General features: G+C 72.8%; 18 protein-coding genes. 13 read left to right on the plus strand and 5 right to left on the minus strand.

The genetic code is table 11. The features are described from left to right. The first annotated feature begins 70 nt into the window (after window positions 1–70). Together ASC99_RS33640 and ASC99_RS33645 are read left to right on the plus strand one after the other, a co-directional pair. Window positions 71–661 carry a DinB family protein gene (locus ASC99_RS33640; RefSeq protein WP_057239302.1) on the plus strand — a complete coding sequence of 197 codons (591 nt, stop codon included), beginning with the start codon at window positions 71–73 and terminating at the stop codon, window positions 659–661. Between the two features lie 33 nt (window positions 662–694). Beyond that, entirely contained in the window at window positions 695–1,165 is a 471-nt protein-coding gene (locus ASC99_RS33645; RefSeq protein WP_157531926.1) for a hypothetical protein, read from the plus strand. 16 nt (window positions 1,166–1,181) lie between these two features. On the opposite strand, the gene ASC99_RS33650 is transcribed toward ASC99_RS33645, so the two are convergent. After that, entirely contained in the window at window positions 1,182–2,699 is a 1,518-nt protein-coding gene (locus ASC99_RS33650; RefSeq protein ID WP_057239306.1) for a hypothetical protein, read from the minus strand. A 79-nt stretch (window positions 2,700–2,778) separates the two neighbouring features. On the opposite strand from ASC99_RS33650, the gene ASC99_RS33655 reads away from it, so the two are divergent. Both ASC99_RS33655 and ASC99_RS33660 read left to right on the plus strand, forming a co-directional pair. Further along, window positions 2,779–3,342 carry a YbaK/EbsC family protein gene (locus ASC99_RS33655; protein ID WP_057239308.1) on the plus strand — a complete coding sequence of 188 codons (564 nt, stop codon included), beginning with the start codon at window positions 2,779–2,781 and terminating at the stop codon, window positions 3,340–3,342. 17 nt (window positions 3,343–3,359) lie between these two features. After that, the gene (locus tag ASC99_RS33660) at window positions 3,360–3,893 is read left to right on the plus strand and encodes a GNAT family N-acetyltransferase (protein ID WP_057239310.1); all 534 of its coding nucleotides are present in this window, start codon (window positions 3,360–3,362) and stop codon (window positions 3,891–3,893) included. Between the two features lie 10 nt (window positions 3,894–3,903). Here the strand turns inward: ASC99_RS33660 and merB are convergent, their stop codons facing one another. Next, window positions 3,904–4,524 (minus strand): organomercurial lyase, encoded by a 621-nt coding sequence (gene merB, locus ASC99_RS33665; RefSeq protein WP_057239312.1) that lies wholly within the window; start codon window positions 4,522–4,524, stop codon window positions 3,904–3,906. Window positions 4,525–4,704: 180 nt separating this feature from the next. On the opposite strand from merB, the gene ASC99_RS33670 reads away from it, so the two are divergent. Genes ASC99_RS33670 through ASC99_RS33680 form a run of 3 tightly spaced genes read left to right on the plus strand, consistent with a single transcriptional unit; the run spans window position 4,705 to window position 6,607 of the window. Beyond that, window positions 4,705–5,262, plus strand: coding sequence for a hypothetical protein (locus tag ASC99_RS33670; protein WP_057239314.1), 558 nt, complete (start codon window positions 4,705–4,707; stop codon window positions 5,260–5,262). A 41-nt stretch (window positions 5,263–5,303) separates the two neighbouring features. After that, the gene (locus ASC99_RS33675) at window positions 5,304–5,867 is read left to right on the plus strand and encodes a sigma-70 family RNA polymerase sigma factor (protein ID WP_057239316.1); all 564 of its coding nucleotides are present in this window, start codon (window positions 5,304–5,306) and stop codon (window positions 5,865–5,867) included. Then, window positions 5,864–6,607 carry an anti-sigma factor gene (locus ASC99_RS33680; RefSeq protein ID WP_057239318.1) on the plus strand — a complete coding sequence of 248 codons (744 nt, stop codon included), beginning with the start codon at window positions 5,864–5,866 and terminating at the stop codon, window positions 6,605–6,607. The genes ASC99_RS33675 and ASC99_RS33680 overlap by 4 nt, the downstream gene beginning before the upstream one ends. Window positions 6,608–6,633: 26 nt before the next feature. Here ASC99_RS33680 and ASC99_RS33685 read toward each other — a convergent pair whose 3' ends face one another. The 3 genes from ASC99_RS33685 to ASC99_RS33695 all read right to left on the minus strand — a co-directional run bounded on the left by ASC99_RS33685 (window position 6,634) and on the right by ASC99_RS33695 (window position 9,111). Next, window positions 6,634–7,431: a TIGR03943 family protein gene (locus tag ASC99_RS33685; protein WP_057239320.1), complete on the minus strand. Its 798-nt coding sequence runs from the start codon at window positions 7,429–7,431 to the stop codon at window positions 6,634–6,636. After that, window positions 7,428–8,450 carry a permease gene (locus ASC99_RS33690; RefSeq protein WP_082598853.1) on the minus strand — a complete coding sequence of 341 codons (1,023 nt, stop codon included), beginning with the start codon at window positions 8,448–8,450 and terminating at the stop codon, window positions 7,428–7,430. The genes ASC99_RS33685 and ASC99_RS33690 overlap by 4 nt, the downstream gene beginning before the upstream one ends. Before the next feature lie 109 nt (window positions 8,451–8,559). Next, the gene (locus tag ASC99_RS33695; RefSeq protein WP_057239322.1) at window positions 8,560–9,111 is read right to left on the minus strand and encodes a GNAT family N-acetyltransferase; all 552 of its coding nucleotides are present in this window, start codon (window positions 9,109–9,111) and stop codon (window positions 8,560–8,562) included. A 146-nt stretch (window positions 9,112–9,257) separates the two neighbouring features. Here ASC99_RS33695 and ASC99_RS33700 point away from each other — a divergent pair, with 146 nt between their 5' ends. The 6 genes from ASC99_RS33700 to ASC99_RS33725 are packed head-to-tail and all read left to right on the plus strand — an operon-like array spanning window position 9,258 to window position 15,435. Continuing rightward, on the plus strand, window positions 9,258–10,526 hold the full coding sequence (locus ASC99_RS33700; RefSeq protein WP_057239324.1) for an ATP-grasp domain-containing protein: 1,269 nt from the start codon (window positions 9,258–9,260) through the stop codon (window positions 10,524–10,526). After that, window positions 10,523–11,332, plus strand: a complete 810-nt coding sequence (locus ASC99_RS33705) for a Rossmann-like domain-containing protein (protein ID WP_057239326.1) — start codon at window positions 10,523–10,525, stop codon at window positions 11,330–11,332. The genes ASC99_RS33700 and ASC99_RS33705 overlap by 4 nt, the downstream gene beginning before the upstream one ends. Beyond that, window positions 11,329–12,408: a PLP-dependent cysteine synthase family protein gene (locus ASC99_RS33710; RefSeq protein WP_057239328.1), complete on the plus strand. Its 1,080-nt coding sequence runs from the start codon at window positions 11,329–11,331 to the stop codon at window positions 12,406–12,408. Before ASC99_RS33705 ends, ASC99_RS33710 begins: the two co-directional genes overlap by 4 nt. Next, window positions 12,405–13,457, plus strand: coding sequence for a mandelate racemase/muconate lactonizing enzyme family protein (locus tag ASC99_RS33715; RefSeq protein ID WP_057239330.1), 1,053 nt, complete (start codon window positions 12,405–12,407; stop codon window positions 13,455–13,457). Before ASC99_RS33710 ends, ASC99_RS33715 begins: the two co-directional genes overlap by 4 nt. Next, window positions 13,454–14,656, plus strand: coding sequence for an MFS transporter (locus tag ASC99_RS33720; protein WP_057239332.1), 1,203 nt, complete (start codon window positions 13,454–13,456; stop codon window positions 14,654–14,656). Before ASC99_RS33715 ends, ASC99_RS33720 begins: the two co-directional genes overlap by 4 nt. Then, the gene (locus ASC99_RS33725; RefSeq protein WP_057239334.1) at window positions 14,653–15,435 is read left to right on the plus strand and encodes a class I SAM-dependent methyltransferase; all 783 of its coding nucleotides are present in this window, start codon (window positions 14,653–14,655) and stop codon (window positions 15,433–15,435) included. The genes ASC99_RS33720 and ASC99_RS33725 overlap by 4 nt, the downstream gene beginning before the upstream one ends. Window position 15,436 lies beyond the last annotated feature (1 nt).

Below are 15,436 nucleotides of genomic sequence, written 5' to 3' on the forward strand. Positions count from 1 at the left end.
CTTCGAGTCTGCCGAACGGTTCCCGGAAGTCGGTGGAGGTGGTCCGACGGTCGGTGGCAGACTGGCGCGCATGACCGAGACGGGGCCCAAGGCAGACCTTCAGCTGTACCTGCAGGACGCGCGCGACGTGCTGCTGCTGAAACTTGACGGACTGTCGGAGTACGACCTCCGTCGGCCGATGACGCCGACCGGTACCAACCTGCTGGGGCTGGTCAAGCACCTGACCAGCGCCGAGGCGGCGTATTTCGGTGAGACCTTCGGGCGGCCGTTCGAGACGCCGCAGCTCTGGATCGCGACCGACGCCGAGCCGAACTCGGACCTGTGGGCGACCGCCGACGAGAGTCGCGAGCAGATCGTCGGGCTGTACCGGGAGGCGTGGGCCCACTCGGACGCGACGATCGCGGCGCTGCCGCTCGACGCGCTCGGCCGGGTGCCCTGGGGCAGGCGGGGCGAGCTGACGTTGCACCGGATTCTGGTCCACATGATCGGTGAGACCCACCGGCACGCAGGTCACGCCGACATCGTCCGGGAGCTGATCGACGGATCGGTCGGCCAGCGCGGCGAGAACGACAACCTGCCGCCCGGCGATCCCAGTTGGTGGGCGGGGCACCGTGACCGGCTGGAGCAGGCGGCGCGGGAGGCTGATCGGCGCGGGGCCTGACGGCGGACTGTCCGGCGTGGTCAACTCATCGACATGGAAACTGTGTTGGCTGCCACGGTGGCCGTACTCGGCACCCTGATCGGCACGTTCGGGACGCTGGTGCTCCAGCGTCGCGCCGCCGACCGCACCGCGTCTCACGCCCGGGAGGACCGCCTGCGGCAGGAGCGGGCGAGCGCCTGCCTGGCGTTCGCGGAGGTGCTCTCGGAGCTGAAGCGCGCGTCCGTCGACGTCTGGCTCCGCCGTCACGACCAGCCGCGCGACGAGGAGGCCGTCCGAGCCGCCCGGCAGGAGGCCGACCGTTGTGGCGCACAGGCTCAGTCCGCGATGTTCCGGATGCAGCTCATGACCCACGATCGGCAGCTCGGCGCGCTCGCCCACGCCGCCTTCGAGCTGGTCGGAAGCGTCCAGCCCGCAGGCAGCCGTACGGAGTTGAAGCGTGTGGAGCGGGCCTTCGAGGTGGCGGTGGAAGCGTTCATCGCGGACGCCCATCGACTGGTGATCTGACCGGGAGAGTTTCAGGTCACCGAGAGGTGATCAACTGCTCGGCGAGGGCGCGCGGCAGCGCGGGGTTGGCGGCTGCCGCCTCCACCACCTGCCAGTCGTCGTCACCGAGCAACTCGGCCACCACCGAAGGCGGGAGGGCGGGATGCCCGGCCGCCGTCCGCCGGGCCCGGGGGTCCGTCAGGCAGACCTGCAACGCCGGTGCCGTCGCATGCCGGTGCAGGGCGATCTCCCGGAGCGCCTTCCGGGCCGGTGGGCTGCGGTGGGCGAGGTCGGCCAGCAGGGCTGACGGAGCATCGGGGTTGGCGGCCACCGCAGCGGCCACCCGGTCGCCGTGGCGGTCGAGCGCGGTCCGGAGCTGCGCCTCGGACAGGCCGGGGTGCGGTGCGACCGAGGCGACCACCTTCGCATCAGGGTCGGCGGCCAGGGCGTCCCGGAGCTCGGCGGGCAGGTCCCGGCGCTGCGCCACCAGCATCCGTACCGCCGAACTCGGCGACTGTGCAAGCTCGTTGACCTCGCCCGGGGAGGCGGCCGCCACCCGTGGCAGCAGGACCGGGCCGGTCCGGACGGTGTCGGCGAGGGAGGTCAGCAGGTCGAGCGGAAGATGCGGGTGGTGCGCGAGGCTGCGCCGGACGTTGTGCCCGTCGTCCACGGCAAGCCGGCGCTGCAGGGCCTCGTCGATCGCCGGGTTCGCCGCCAGGGCGGCCCGCGTCCAGGGCACGGCATCCTCGGCGAGCCGGGCATACGTCGACGCCGACAGATCGGTCCGGCAGGCGAGTTCGTGGCGCAGCAGAGCCGACGGATGGTCGGCGAAGGCGGCGCAGGCCGCCGGGGGAGTGGCCGGGTTGCCCAGCGCCGCCTGCTGGATCGCGTGCACCGTGGACTGGTGGCCGCCGTCGCAGGCGGCGTCCGGCGGCAGAGCGCAGTCGCGGCGCGGGCAGTGCGGGTCGTGTTCGAACGGGACGGGCTCGTGGTCGCAGACCAGGCACCACCGGGCCGGCGGCAGGCCGTCGCCGGTGAGCAGCATCGCCAGTACGGCCGGAGGTGCTGCCTGGTTGGCGGCCACCGAGCGGCGTACCTCGGCGTGTGGGTGTTCCGCGAGCCGGGTGGCTGCCTCGGACGTCGTCCACAGCGCGAGCTCCGCGACCACCCGGATCTCGGGATCGGCGGCGAGCAGCGCCACCACGTCGGACGGCAGGTCGGGGCAGGCGGCCAGCTTCTCGCGGCGTTCCATGGCCGGGTGCGTCGCCAGCAGCCGCGCCCAGGCGGGGGGCCCGGCGCGCTCGTCGAGCAGGGCCAGTGCGGCCGAGGGCTGGGCAACGGGATCGACGTCGGCGGCGGTGAGCAGGCCGGCGTAGGCGAGCCGGATCGCCGCGTACTCGTCGCGGGCCGCCAGCGCGACCGCCTCGGCGTGGCTCAGGTCCGGACGATCAGCGAGCTCCACGAGCGTGTCGGTGTCGGCGGTGGCGATCAGCCGGTCGAGGAGCGTGCGGGGCAGGGCCGGGTTGGCGGCGAGGCCGCGCAGGGGGTGGGGCACGGCAGAATCCTGTCAGGAGGGTGCTCCTGCGGCCCGTGGTTTTTCCCCGGGCGTCCCGACCTCGAAAGGCCTCACCGTCATGAACGACCGTCAGCCCGCACCGTTCGGGAACTTCGAGACCGCCTTCGCCGCGCTCACGCTGGAGGAGCCGCTCGTCGGGCCGGTGGCGGACGCGTTGACGAACTGGGACGTGCCCGGCGCCGCCCAGTCGGTGCTGTACGTCGACACCGATCCGTCGAAGGCCGACACCGCCGTGTTCTGCGAGGCGTACGACGTCGCCCCCGAGGTGTCCGCGAACTGTGTGGTGATCGGGGCCAAGCGCGGCGGGGAGACCACCCTGGCCGCCTGCCTGGCGCTGGCCGGTACCCGGGTGGACGTGAACACGGCCGTCCGCAAGCACCTCGGTGCCCGCAAGGCGTCCTTCGCGCCGATGGAGACGGCGGTCGCGGAGACCGGCATGGAGTACGGCGGCATCACGCCCGTCGGCCTCCCGGCCGGCTGGCCGCTGCTGATCGACGCGGCCGTGGTGGCGGCGCCGTACGTGCTGGTCGGCAGCGGGCGCAGGCGGGGCAAGCTGATCCTGCCGGGCCGGGTGCTGGCCCAACTGCCGGGTGCGCAGGTACTGGAGGGGCTGGCCGGGTAGCGGTCTAGGGTGGCCGGATGAGCGAAGACACCGTCGTCACACTGCGGCCCGTACGGGAGGACGACCTCCGGGTCCTCGAGGCGTTCCTCACCGATCCCGAGGCGGCCGGGGAGTTCCAGTGGCAGGGCTGGTCGGACCCGGGGCGCTGGCGTCGGCAGTGGCTGGAGAACGGGATGCTGGGCGAGGAGGGCGGCACGCTGATGGTGGCCGCCGCCGCCGGCGGGGAACCGGCCGGGTTCGTCTCCTGGCGGAAGGTGATGTGCTGGCGCGGCTCGTCCTGCTGGAACGCCGGGATCTCGCTGCTGCCGGCGGTCCGCGGGCGCGGCCTCGGCGCTCCGGCGATGCGCGAGCTGGTCCGCTACCTGTTCGCGCACACCCAGCTGGTCCGGATCGAGGCGGCCACCGAGGTGGCGAACGTCGCCGCCCAACGGGTGCTGGAGCGGGCCGGGTTCAGCCGGGAGGGAGTGCTGCGCAGCGTCGCGTACCGGAACGGGCAGTGGCACGACGGGGTGGGGTACAGCGTGCTGCGCTCCGACCCCACCTGGCAGTAGCGGCGGCGACTCAGAACAGGTCGGCCAACCGCTTCCCGACCGCCCATGCCTCCGCGGCGTCGCAGGCGGCCAGTTCGAGATCGGCGGCCACGGCACGGTCGGCCAGTTCACGGGTGGCGTAGAAACGGACCCGGTCGCAGAACACCTCGCGGATGTCGGCACCGGCAGCGGGCGCCAGCGTGACGGTGGTGGTGGCGGGGGTGAGGTCCCGGATGCCGTCGGGTGTGACGGTCAGTGAGATCGGTACGCCCGTGGCGGTGCACCGCGCGGTGACCCGGCTGGCCGCCTCGCCGAACACCACGGGGAACATCAGCGCGTCCATCGCGCACCAGCCGGACCGGAACTGCCCCAGCAGCTCCATCCGGTAAGGGAGTTCGGGGTTGAGCGACACTCCGGCGCCGATGATCAGGCCCTCCGGGTCGGTCTCCAGCGCGAAGTCCATCGCCCGGAACCGCGCCAGCACCTCGTCGCCGGGCCAGCCCAGCAGTTCCCCGGCTGCCGCCGGGGTGAGCGGGCCCTGCTTCAGCAGCCCGTCCACCACGGTGGCCCCGGCGGCCATCAGCACCATGCCCCGGGGTGAGCTCCACTTGGCCACCAGCCGGTCGGACAACTGCTGGGCAACGCGGTCCACACTAACTCCTACCTGGACGAACGACCCCCGTCCCCGGCCATGCTGGGTCACTGCAAGGCCCACGGCAGCCCGCCCCGCCGAAAATCTCCGAGAAAATCTTCCACGCCGTTGAGTGCTCCGGCGACCGGCTCCGTACTGATGGATGCGAACGTCCATCAGATCTCGTGGGGGAGACCACTCATGCGCAACCTTCGTCGCACCGCCCTGCTGACCGCTCCGGCTGTGGCCGGTCTGCTGCTGCTCACGGCCTGCGGCTCGGACAGCAAGCCCGTCGCCGCCTCCCCGTCCGCGCCCGTCGCAGCCACCCCGTCCGCGCCGGCGGCGTCCGCTCCCGCCGCCGACAAGGCCGTGCTGAAGGGCTCGCTGGCCGCCGGGAACACCGCGAAGTTCGGCGCGATCGTGCTCGACGGCCTCGACTACACGCTCTACCGCTTCGACAAGGACACCGCCAACCCGTCGGCCTCCAACTGCAACGCCGACTGCGCCGCCAAGTGGCCGCCGGTGCCGGTGAACGCCCAGAGCACGATCAAGGGCATCGACGGCAAGCTGGTCGGCAGCGTCACCCGGGCCGACGGCACCAAGCAGCTCACCCTGGGCGGCTGGCCGCTCTACCGCTTCGCGGGCGACAAGGCCCCGGGCGAGACCAACGGTCAGGGCGTGGGCGGCACTTGGTTCATCGCCGCCCCGGACGGCAAGAAGGCCGCGGCCGCCGCCGGCACGGGCGGCAACGGCTACTGATGGGAACCGTGACCCCGCTGCTGCTCGACGAGGAGAGGCGCATGCGGCACGATTCGGCGGTGACCGGAGCACGGAACGAGGCGGTGCGGAGCGAGGCGGTGCAGGGCGAGGAGCTGATCCGCGCCCTGCACGACCAGCATGCCGCCGCCCTGCTCAGCTTCGTGCTCCGGCTGGTCGGCGGCGACCGGCACCAGGCCGAGGACGTGGTGCAGGAGACGCTGGTCCGGGCCTGGCGGAACATCCACCGCCTGGAGCCGACCGCCGCCTCGCTCCGTCCCTGGCTGGTGACCGTCGCCCGGCGGATCGTCATCGACGGTCACCGGAGCCGGCAGTCGCGCCCGCCCGAGGTGGGTGATGCCATGCTCGAAGTCATGCCCGCAGAGGACGAATTGGAGAAGGCGCTGCGTCTGATGACCATCTCCGACGCCCTGGACGCCCTCACCGAGCCGCACCGGCAGGTGATCGTCGAGACCTACCTCAAGGGGCGTACGGTCAACGAGGCCGCCGCCGTGCTCGGTGTGCCCGCCGGTACCGTACGGTCCAGGGTCTTCTACGCGCTCCGCTCGCTCAAGATCGCACTCGAAGAACGAGGAGTGACATCGTGACGTCCCCGCAGGAGCAGCACCTCGACGTGGGTGCCTACGTCCTCGGGCTGCTCGAACCGGAGGAGATGGCGGAGTTCGCGGTGCATCTGGCGGACTGCGCCCAGTGCACGGCCGAGGCCGCGGAACTCTCCGGGCTGGAAACGCTGCTCTCGGAGTACGCGGACGCGGTGCGTCCGGTAGCCGGCGCCGCCCCAGGTGCCGCCCCCGGCGCCTCCCCTGGCGCCGAGCTGCTGGAGCGGATGGTCGCCGAGGTGACCACCGTCCGGCGCACCTCCCGGACGCGTCGGCTCTTCCTGGTCGCCGCCGCCGTCGCGGTCCTGATCGCGGGGCCGCTGCTCGGGGCGACGCTCGGCGACAGCGACGGCGACGGCCCGGCCCCGGTGGCCCACTCCACCAGTCCCGCACAGGACTTGATGGACCACGGCACCCTCCGGACGGCCACCGACCGGACCACCGGAGCGGTCGCCACGGTCGCCCTGGAGGACAAGAAGTGGGGCACCCACGTCGCCCTCCGGCTGGGGGGCGTCAAGGGTCCGCTGTCCTGCTCCCTGATCGCGGTGGCCCGGGACGGACAGCGCCAGACCGTCACCAGCTGGGCCGTCCCGGAGACCGGCTACGGCACTCCGGGCCAGCAGGACGCCCTCGTCACGCACGGCGGCGTCGGCTTCCCGGCCACCCGGATCGACCACTTCGAGGTCCGCACCACCGAGGGCAACGAACTGGTCGCCATCCCGGTCTGACGCCTGGCCCGGCCCCGCGCAGCCGGTCAGGGCAGGGCCACCACCGGCGCCCGGTCCGCGTACGGGTTGCGCGGGGCCGGGACGGTGCGCACCTCGAGGACGTCCAGATGCGGGACGGGCGAGCGGTTGTCGAGCTGGGCGAACCGCCAGCGGCCGGTGACCTCGACCCAACTGTTCAGCGTGGGGGCCTCCTTGCCGTGGATTGCCACCCGGAGCGGGCGGGCGTCGGCGGCGCAGCAGCTGACGGTCAGTCGGTTCAGGTGCCAGTCAGTCCCGGCGCCGCCCTTGGTGACGAAGCCGGTGAGCAACACCTGACGATCCGTCAGGCTGCCGCTGTCGTGCAGGCTGCGTCCGATGAACTCGGACATCGACATCGGGGTGACCGGCCCGGTGGCCAGCTCCCGGTAGTCGGCCAGTTCGACGGTGGCGGCGGCCCCGTCCCGGTTCGCGGTGTAGGCGCCGAGCGCGGGCGGCGCGAAGAGCAGCAGTGCCAGCGCGGGCGCCCCGAGCAACCAGGCGATCCGCGGCCCGGCGCCATGGCTGTGCCCGTGTTCGTCCTCGTCGTCGTGCTCGGCCGCGTGCGCCTCGACCTGGTACGCCCCGTGCTCGTCCCGCCGGTAGTGGTGAACCGGCTGCCGCAGCAGCGCGCGCAACTCCCGTGCCAGGCCCGTCAGTCCGAGCCCGAGCAGTACGGCCCCGGAGAGCATCACCAACGGATGCAGGCTCTCCTTGACGTACCGCAGGTAGATCTCGCTCCCGACCGTGATGCGCAGCAGAGCTGCGCCGAGCAGCGCCAGCAGGGCCGGATACGTCAGCTTCCTCATAGCAACACAGCTCCGATCAGCACGCTGACCAGTATCGCGACCACGAAGGTGGTGCTGGCGAAGCGTGCGGGGAAGGCGCGGCCGAACGCGCCGGACTGAAGGGCGATCAGCTTCATGTCGACCATCGGGCCGACCACCATGAAGGCGAGTCGGGCGGTGGGGGAGAAGCCGGTGAGCGAGGCGGCGACGAAGGCGTCGGCCTCGGAGCAGACCGAGAGCAGCACGGCGAGCAGTGCCAGCAGCGGCACGGAGAGCCAGGGCGAGTCGGTGAACATGGCCAACACGCCGGGCGGGACAAGGACGTTGAAGGTCGCCGCCGCCATCGCACCGACCACCAGGAAGCCGCCCGCGTGCAGGAAGTCGTGCTGCATGCCGCGCCGGAACTCCTCCCAGCGCGAGCCTCCGGTGCCGTGCGATTCAGGGCGCTTCGGCAGCCGCAGCCACTCCTCCTTGCCGAACCTGATCCAGAGCCAGCCCATGGTGATCGCGGTGATCAGCGAGGCGGCCAGCCGGGCGGCCACCATCTCGGGCTTTCCGGGGAAGGCGATCGCGGTGGAGACCAGCACCACCGGGTTGACGGCGGGGGCCGAGAGCAGGAAGGCGAGCGCGGCGGCCGGGGTGACCCCGCGCCGCATCAGGCTGCCCGCGACCGGCACCGAGGCGCACTCGCAGCCTGGCAGCACCACACCCGCCACCCCGGCCACCGGCACGGCCAGCGCCGGGTTCTTCGGCAGTATCCGGGCGAACAGGCTGGGCGGGACGAAGGCACCGATCGCGGCCGAGACCACCGTGCCGAGCAGCAGGAACGGCACGCCCTGCACCACGATCGAGACCAGCAGGGTCCGCCAGGCGCCCACCACGGCGGCGTCGGACCAGCCGAAAAGTCCGGTGCCCGCCAGGACGATCACCGCGCAGCCGAGCCCGAAGAGCCACCCGGACGACGACTGGGTCTGCTCGGTCAGCGGCTCCGCCGCCGGCCTGGTCCGACTTCTCGGTGGCGATGCCTGTTTCGTCCCCATGCCAAGATCCGCCCCTGCTCTGCGAGCTGCTCGTGGCAGCACTCGATGACCGGACCGGTCGATCTGCCCGGTCGGCGGAGGCAAGACTAGCGACGATAACCATATTCATCTACGTCTGAGCGCCTGCCAGTTCTCCGGGCAGCCGGAGGTTCGGGCGGCCCGGCCCGAGCGGGATCTCGAAGTGCACGGTGGCCACGCCGGGCCCGTGCTCGCCGGTGGTGCGCGCGTCGCAGACCTCGACCGCCAGGCTGCGCCAGAAGGGTTCGGCGCCGGCGATGTCCACGTTGGTGTGCAGGTAAAGGTGCTGGTAGCCGCCCTCCCGGCCGGCGAACTCCGTTGCCAGTGCGACCATCCGCCGGGCCAGCCCGTGCCGACGGTGGCCGGCCCGGACGTACACCCGGACGAGTTGTGCGGTGAGCCCCGAGGGATAGCGCTCGGCCAGCCACTGCGGGTGCGGCGGGTGGGCCGGGCCGCGCGAGTGCAGGGCGGTGTGCCGGGGGTGGTCGAGGTAGGTCGCCTCCAGGGCGACCACGTCCTCGTGCCAGGCGGGGACGTAGCCGTAGCCGAACTCGCGGTAGAAGGTGTCGAGCATCAGGGCGCGGGCGCCGGGCAGGTCGTCCCGGCGGGCGTGGCGTACCTGGTAAGGCTGGTGACTGGTCATCAGTTCGTCCTGGGTGGCGTCGGCCGGTGGGCGGAGTCACAGTCTACATGGAAACGGTTTCCATGTAGACGTATTGAAAATGAAAACGCGTGTCGGCTAGGTTCTGCTTCTACACCGTCCTGCCGGGTGGAGCGAGAGGGAGATCCGTGGCGCATCTGTTGGTGATCGAAAGCTGGGTCGGGTCCATGAGCAGACTGCTGCCCAGGGCCATCGGGGAGGGCGGGCACCGGTTCACCTTCCTGACCCGGGACCTGCACCACTACCTCCGGGCGGCGCCGGCCGACACCGCCCACCCGTTGCTGGCGGCCGCCAACGTGCTGACCGCCGACACCAACGACCCGGACCGGCTGCTCCCGTACGTCGAGCGATTGCACCAGGTGCTCGGCTTCGACGGGGTGATCTCGTCCTGTGACTACTACCTGCCCACCGTGGCGCTGGTGGCCGAGCGGCTCGGGCTGCCGGGGCCCTCGGTGGCGGCGGTCACGGCCGCCTGCCGGAAGGATCTGACCCGGCAGCGGCTGGCCGAGGAAGGCGTGCCGGGGCCTCGGTTCGCGCTCTGCCGGGACCGGGACGAGGCGGTCGAGGCGGCGGCCGGGATCGGCTACCCGCTGGTGGTCAAGCCGGTCGACCTATGCGCCGGGATGCTGGTCCGCAAGGTCGCGAACGAGGCCGAACTGTACGCGGCTTACCGGGATTTGGACGAGTTCCCGGTGAACGCCCGGGGGCAGCGGCGGCAGCCCGTGGTGCTGCTGGAGGAGCTGCTCGGCGGGCCCGAGGTAAGCGTCGAGACCGTGTCGTACGGCGGCCGGACCGAGGTGGTCGGGGTCACCAGCAAGAGCGTCGGTGGTGCGCCCGCCTTCATCGAGACCGGGCACATGTTCCCGGCCGCGCTGAGCCCGGCGGACGCGGCGGCCGCAGCCGAGACCGCCGTCCGGGCGCTGGCCGCGCTCGGGCTCGACCAGCTGGTCGCGCACACCGAGATCAAGCTGACCCCGCGCGGCCCCCGGGTGGTCGAGGTCAACCCCCGCCCGGCCGGGAACCGGATCACCGAGCTGATCCGCCGGGTCGCCGGGATCGACCTGGCGGCGGCGGCCGTGGACGTCGCGCTCGGCGTCACCCCGGACCTGACGGTCCGTCCGACCGGCGTGGCCAGTGCAGCGATCGCCTTCCTGCTGCCGGAGCGGGACGGTCTGCTGACCGGGATCGACGGTGCGGAGCAGGTCGGCCAGGAGTCGGCGGTGGTCGAGCTCACCCTCGCCGAGCCGGGCCGCCAGGTCCGCCGCGCGGTCAGCAACAACGAGTACCTCGGCCACCTGCTGGCCACCGACACCGAGGGCGCCGCCGCGCTCGACACCGCCGAGCGGCTGCTCGCCCGGCTGGTGCCCTGTTACGCGGAGGAGGCGGTGCCGGTATGACCAGCACGAAGACCAGCTCGGTCGACCGACTGGTCGAGCAGGTCAACTCCGGTGCGTACGGGCTCGATCCGGCGGCCGAGCGGATCGCGCTGGCCTTCACCACCAGCCAGGCCGTCCGGCACTCCGGCCGGGCGAGCGGGTACCGCAACGAGGTGCTCAGCCTGCGGCTCGGCCCGGCCGTCGGCTCCTGCGCGGTCGAACCCGGCGCGCTGCCGCCCGGGGCGCTGGACGACTGCGTGGGCGCGAGCGTCGCCGAGCTGCTGGCACATCCGCTGCTGCCGGTGCGGATCGCCGCTCTGGACGCCTTCCTGCTGCTGGCTCGCCCGCACACCCCCGAGTGCGGCGCCCGCCCGGTGCCGATCCCGGCCGGGAGTTCGCTGGTCCGCTCGCGGGCCCGAGCCCGTGCGGTGGTCGGCCTGGTCCCGGCCGAGGCCCGGCGGGTGCTGGTGGTCGGCGTGGTCAACTCGCTGCTGGAGCAGCTCCGCGAGCGCGGCACGGCGTATGTCCCGTGCGACCTTAAGGGCGGGCGGACGGAGTGGGGCGATCCGATCCGGACCGAGGCCGAACTCGACGACTGCGACGCCCTGTTGGTCTCCGGGATGACGCTCGGCAACGGCAGTTTCGAGACCTTCGCCGAGCATGCCCGGCAGACCGGCAAGCCGCTGGTGATGTTCGCTCAGACCGGCAGCGCGGTGCTGCCCCGGCTGCTGGGGGACGGGGTCACGGCGGTCAGTGCCGAGCCCTATCCGTTCTTCTGGCTGGACGGCGGCCCGAGCAGCATCCACCTGTATGGGGGGCTGCGGTGACCACCGCCCTGCTGCGGCCCGTCGCCGCCAACCCGGAGCTGCTCTCGCTGCTCGGCCACACCCCGCTGGCCAGGATCAGCGCACCGCTGCCGCAGGCGCACCCCGGCTTCTGGGCGAAGCTGGAGTACCTCGGCGCTGGCGGCATGAAGGCCAGGTCGGCCGTCGCGATGCTGCGCGGCGCCCACGCCAGGGGTGAACTCCGCAGCGGTGCACCGGTGGTGGAGTCGACCTCGGGCACCCTGGGGATCGGCCTGGCCTTCGCCGGGCAGGCCCTCGGGCACCCGGTGGTGCTGGTCGGCGACGCCGAACTCGAGCCGTCCATGCGTCAGTTGCTCCGCTCGTACGGAGCCCGTCTGGAGCTGGTCGAACGACCGGCCGAGCGCGGCGGCTGGCAGGCGGCCCGGCTGGCCCGGCTGCGGGAGGTGCTCGACCGGCTGCCCGGTGCGTACTGGCCGGACCAGTACAACAACCCGGACAACGCCGCCGGTTACCTCTCGATGGCCCGTGAGCTGACGGACCGCCTGGACCATCTGGACGTGCTGGTGTGCAGCGTCGGCACCGGCGGCCACAGCGCCGGCCTGGTCGAGCCGCTGCGCCGCCGCTGGCCCCGCCTCCAGGTGATCGGGGTCGACTCGGTCGGCTCGGCGATCTTCGGGCAGCCCGCCAGGCCCCGGCTGATGCGCGGGCTCGGCAGCAGCATCCACCCGCGCAACGTGGGCTACCGGCACTTCGACGAGGTGCACTGGGTCGGCCCGGCCGAGGCGGTGGACGCCTGCCGTCGGCTGGCCAGGGGCAGCTTCGTGAGCGGCGGTTGGAGCACCGGCGCGGTCGCCCTGGTCTCCGCCTGGGCCGCCAGGGTGCAGCCCGGCGCGGTGGTCGCCACCGTCTTCCCGGACGGCCCGCACCGCTACCTGGGCACGGTCTACGACGACGACTGGTGCCACGCCCACCAACTGCCCGCACCGGTCTCCCGGCCGGTGGAGATCCCGCACCCCGGCGCCGTCGAAGTGACCGGCTGGGCGCGCTGCCGCACTGTCATCGACCCCCTGACGACCGCGTTGGAGACCCGACCGTGAAACTCGACCTACGCGTGGTGGAGCTCCATCTCACCGAACCGCTGCGCATCTCCCGCTCCACCATGGCCTCGCGCGACGCGGTCGAACTCGCCGTCCGGCACGGCGGGTTGAGCGGCTACGGCGAGGTGGTCGCCAGTACGTACCTGGGCCTGCCCACCGAGCGGATCCTCCGGCACAGTCGGGCCCTCGACCTGGCCCGCTACCCCGACCCGGAGACCGCGCTGATCGAACTCCAGCGCCTGGAGGCCCCGTTCAAGGAGCTGCCGCCCGGAGTGCTGGCCGGGGTGGAGGCCGCCCTGCTCGACCTGGTCGGCAAGCGGGCCGGTGCCCCCGTGCACCAACTCCTCGGACTGCTCGGTACCCCGGCCGCCGCCACCGCCCGCACCATCGCCATCGTCGACCCCGTCCGGGCCGCCGCCCAGGCCGCCCGGCTGGCGGTCAGCGGCTTCCGGGTGCTCAAGGTCAAGGCGGGCTCGCCCGATCCCGAGGACGACCTGGCCCGGGTCAGGGCCGTGCAGATAGGAGCCCCCGAGGCCGAGTTGCTGCTCGACCCGAACGGTGCCTGGACGGTGGCCCAGTCGCTGGCCCTGATACCGAGGTTCGCCGAGCTCGGGGTGACCGCCGTCGAGCAGCCCACCGCCCCCGGGCACCCGGAGTGGCTGGCCGAGGTGGCCGAACGCTCCGAACTGCCGGTGATCGCCGACGAGGACGCCGTCTCACTGGACGACGCCGAGCGGCTGGCCGGGCGGGTGCAGGGCATCAACATCAAGCTCGCCAAGTGCGGCGGCGTCTCGGCCGCGCTGCGGATCTGCGCCGCCCTGCACGGCAGCGGCACCGAGGTGATGCTCGGCTGTCTGACGGCGAGTTCGCTCGGCATCGCCCCCGCCGTGCACCTGGTGGACCGGGCGCGCTGGGTCGACCTGGACGGCCACCTGCTGCTCCGGCACGACCCCTGGCGCGGCATCGGCGGCACCGACGGCGTGGTCCGGGCCGCCGACCGGGCCGGGCTCGGCGTCCGGCCGGCCGAGACGCCCGGGACGACCGCGTGAGGACGGTCCGCGCGGTCCGGAGCTTCCCGCTGCCCGTACGGCTGCTGCTGGTCAACCAACTCGGCGTCAACACCGGCTTCTACCTGCTGATCCCGTACCTGGCCACCCACCTCGGGCAGGACCTGGGCCTGTCGGCGGTGGCGGTCGGGCTGGTGCTCGGCGTGCGCAACCTCAGCCAGCAGGGCCTGTTCATCCTGGGCGGCTCGGCCGCCGACCGGCTCGGCGCGCGGGGCGTGATCATCGCGGGGTGCGCGCTGCGCACCGTCGGCTTCGGTCTGTTCGCGCTCGGCGACGGGATGACCGTCCTGCTGGCCGCCTCGGCACTCAGCGGACTGGCCGGAGCGCTGTTCAACCCGGCCGTGCGGACCTACCTGGCGCACGAGTCGGCGGAGCGGAAGGCGGAGGCGTTCGCCCTGTTCAGCGTCTTCGCCACCACGGGTGCGCTGCTCGGCCCGCTGCTCGGCACGGCGCTGCTGCTGGTCGACTTCCGGGCAGCCGCGCTCACCGCCGCCGGGATCTTCGCCCTGCTGACGGTGGCCCAGGCCTGCGTCCTGCCACCCCGGCCGGTGCCGGCGCCGAGCACCGGCGTGCTCGGGGACTGGCGCGAAGTCCTCGGCGACCGCCGGTTTCTGGCCTTCGCGCTGGCCCTGGTCGGCCTGTACGCGCTGGAGAGCCAGCTCTACTTGCTGCTGCCCGACCGGGCGCGCCAGGTCACCGGCTGGGACGGCGCGGTCAGCCTGCTCTTCCTGACCAGCACGGTCGCCAACCTCACCCTGCAACTGCGAATAACCCGCTCGCTCCAGCAGCGCGGCACCCGGGGCCGGTGGATCGCCCTGGGACTGCTGGTCGCCGGGCTCGCCTTCCTGCTGCCCCTGCTGGCAGGCGGGTTGGTGCCGCTGCTGCTGACCGCGCTGCTGCTGCACGTCGGTGTGATGATCGCTCAGCCCTTCGTCCAGGAGCTGATACCCGCCTTCGGCCGGGCCAGCCTGACCGGCACCTACTACGGCGTCTTCTACCTGGTCTCCGGACTCGCCGCCGCGCTCGGTAACGCCTCCGTCGGCTGGGCGATGGACACCGCCGACTGGGCGCCCTGGCTGCTCTGCTGCGCCCTCGGACTGACCTGCGCCCTCGCGGTCGCCCGGCAACGGGCCCGACTGCCTGATCCGACCGTCCGACAGCTGATCGGAGAACCGCTATGACCAGCGGAAACCTGCTGACCGACACGCCCGAGCTGTACGAGCTCCGGTTCCCCGACCCCGACCACCTGGCGGCCCGCTGGGCCGACGCCACCCTGCGCCGCTACGGCGCCGGGCCCCGCGTGCTCGACCTCGGCTGCGGCACCGGCCGGGACGCCGCCTGGCTGCACCGGCACGGCGGGCGGCACGTGCTCGGCCTGGACAGCTCCCCGGCGATGGTCGAGTACCGCTGCGGCGACATGCGCGAACTCGATCTGGGGGAGCGCAGGTTCGACGCGGTGCTCTGCCTGGACAGCGCGCTGCTGTACTGCCACACCAACCAGGACCTCGACCGCCTGCTCGAGCGCTGCCGCCAGCACCTCGCCCCCGGCGGCCTGTTGGTGGCGGAGATGCGCAACGGAGCGTACTTCCTCGGCCGGACCGACCTGCTGGACACCGTCCGCACCGACAGCGTCGAGCACGACGGTGTCCGGTACACCTCCCGCACCAGGCTGTGGATCGACCACCCGGCCCAACTGCTGCGCCGCTCCCGGGAGTGGAGCACCGAGGACGGCAGTGCGCCGGTCGAGCAGCGCTCCGCCTGGCGGCTGCTCTTCCCGCAGGAGCTGCGCCACCTGCTGGCGGCGCACGGCTTCGAGGTGCTCACCCTGCACGACCGCCCGGGCCCGCGGACCGAACCGGCCTGGACCGAGGGCGCCGAACCCGCCGACACCGCCGACTCCGACCGGCTGCACCTGGTCGCCCGACTTGCCGACACCACCACTGAAACGAGCAGACCGTGAA

The sequence above is a fragment of the Kitasatospora sp. Root107 genome, assembly GCF_001424875.1.
Lineage (GTDB): Bacteria > Actinomycetota > Actinomycetes > Streptomycetales > Streptomycetaceae > Kitasatospora.

Bases quoted from the DNA above. Each gene is read 5' to 3' on its own strand.
- ASC99_RS33660 (WP_057239310.1), top strand. From the start codon at position 3,360: ATGAGCGAAGACACCGTCGTCACACTGCGGCCCGTACGGGAGGACGAC.
- ASC99_RS33690 (WP_082598853.1), bottom strand. From the start codon at position 8,450: ATGGGGACGAAACAGGCATCGCCACCGAGAAGTCGGACCAGGCCGGCG.
- ASC99_RS33640 (WP_057239302.1), top strand. From the start codon at position 71: ATGACCGAGACGGGGCCCAAGGCAGACCTTCAGCTGTACCTGCAGGAC.
- ASC99_RS33725 (WP_057239334.1), top strand. From the start codon at position 14,653: ATGACCAGCGGAAACCTGCTGACCGACACGCCCGAGCTGTACGAGCTC.
- ASC99_RS33705 (WP_057239326.1), top strand. From the start codon at position 10,523: ATGACCAGCACGAAGACCAGCTCGGTCGACCGACTGGTCGAGCAGGTC.
- ASC99_RS33670 (WP_057239314.1), top strand. From the start codon at position 4,705: ATGCGCAACCTTCGTCGCACCGCCCTGCTGACCGCTCCGGCTGTGGCC.
- ASC99_RS33675 (WP_057239316.1), top strand. From the start codon at position 5,304: ATGCGGCACGATTCGGCGGTGACCGGAGCACGGAACGAGGCGGTGCGG.
- ASC99_RS33645 (WP_157531926.1), top strand. From the start codon at position 695: ATGGAAACTGTGTTGGCTGCCACGGTGGCCGTACTCGGCACCCTGATC.
- ASC99_RS33685 (WP_057239320.1), bottom strand. From the start codon at position 7,431: ATGAGGAAGCTGACGTATCCGGCCCTGCTGGCGCTGCTCGGCGCAGCT.
- ASC99_RS33695 (WP_057239322.1), bottom strand. From the start codon at position 9,111: ATGACCAGTCACCAGCCTTACCAGGTACGCCACGCCCGCCGGGACGAC.
- ASC99_RS33655 (WP_057239308.1), top strand. From the start codon at position 2,779: ATGAACGACCGTCAGCCCGCACCGTTCGGGAACTTCGAGACCGCCTTC.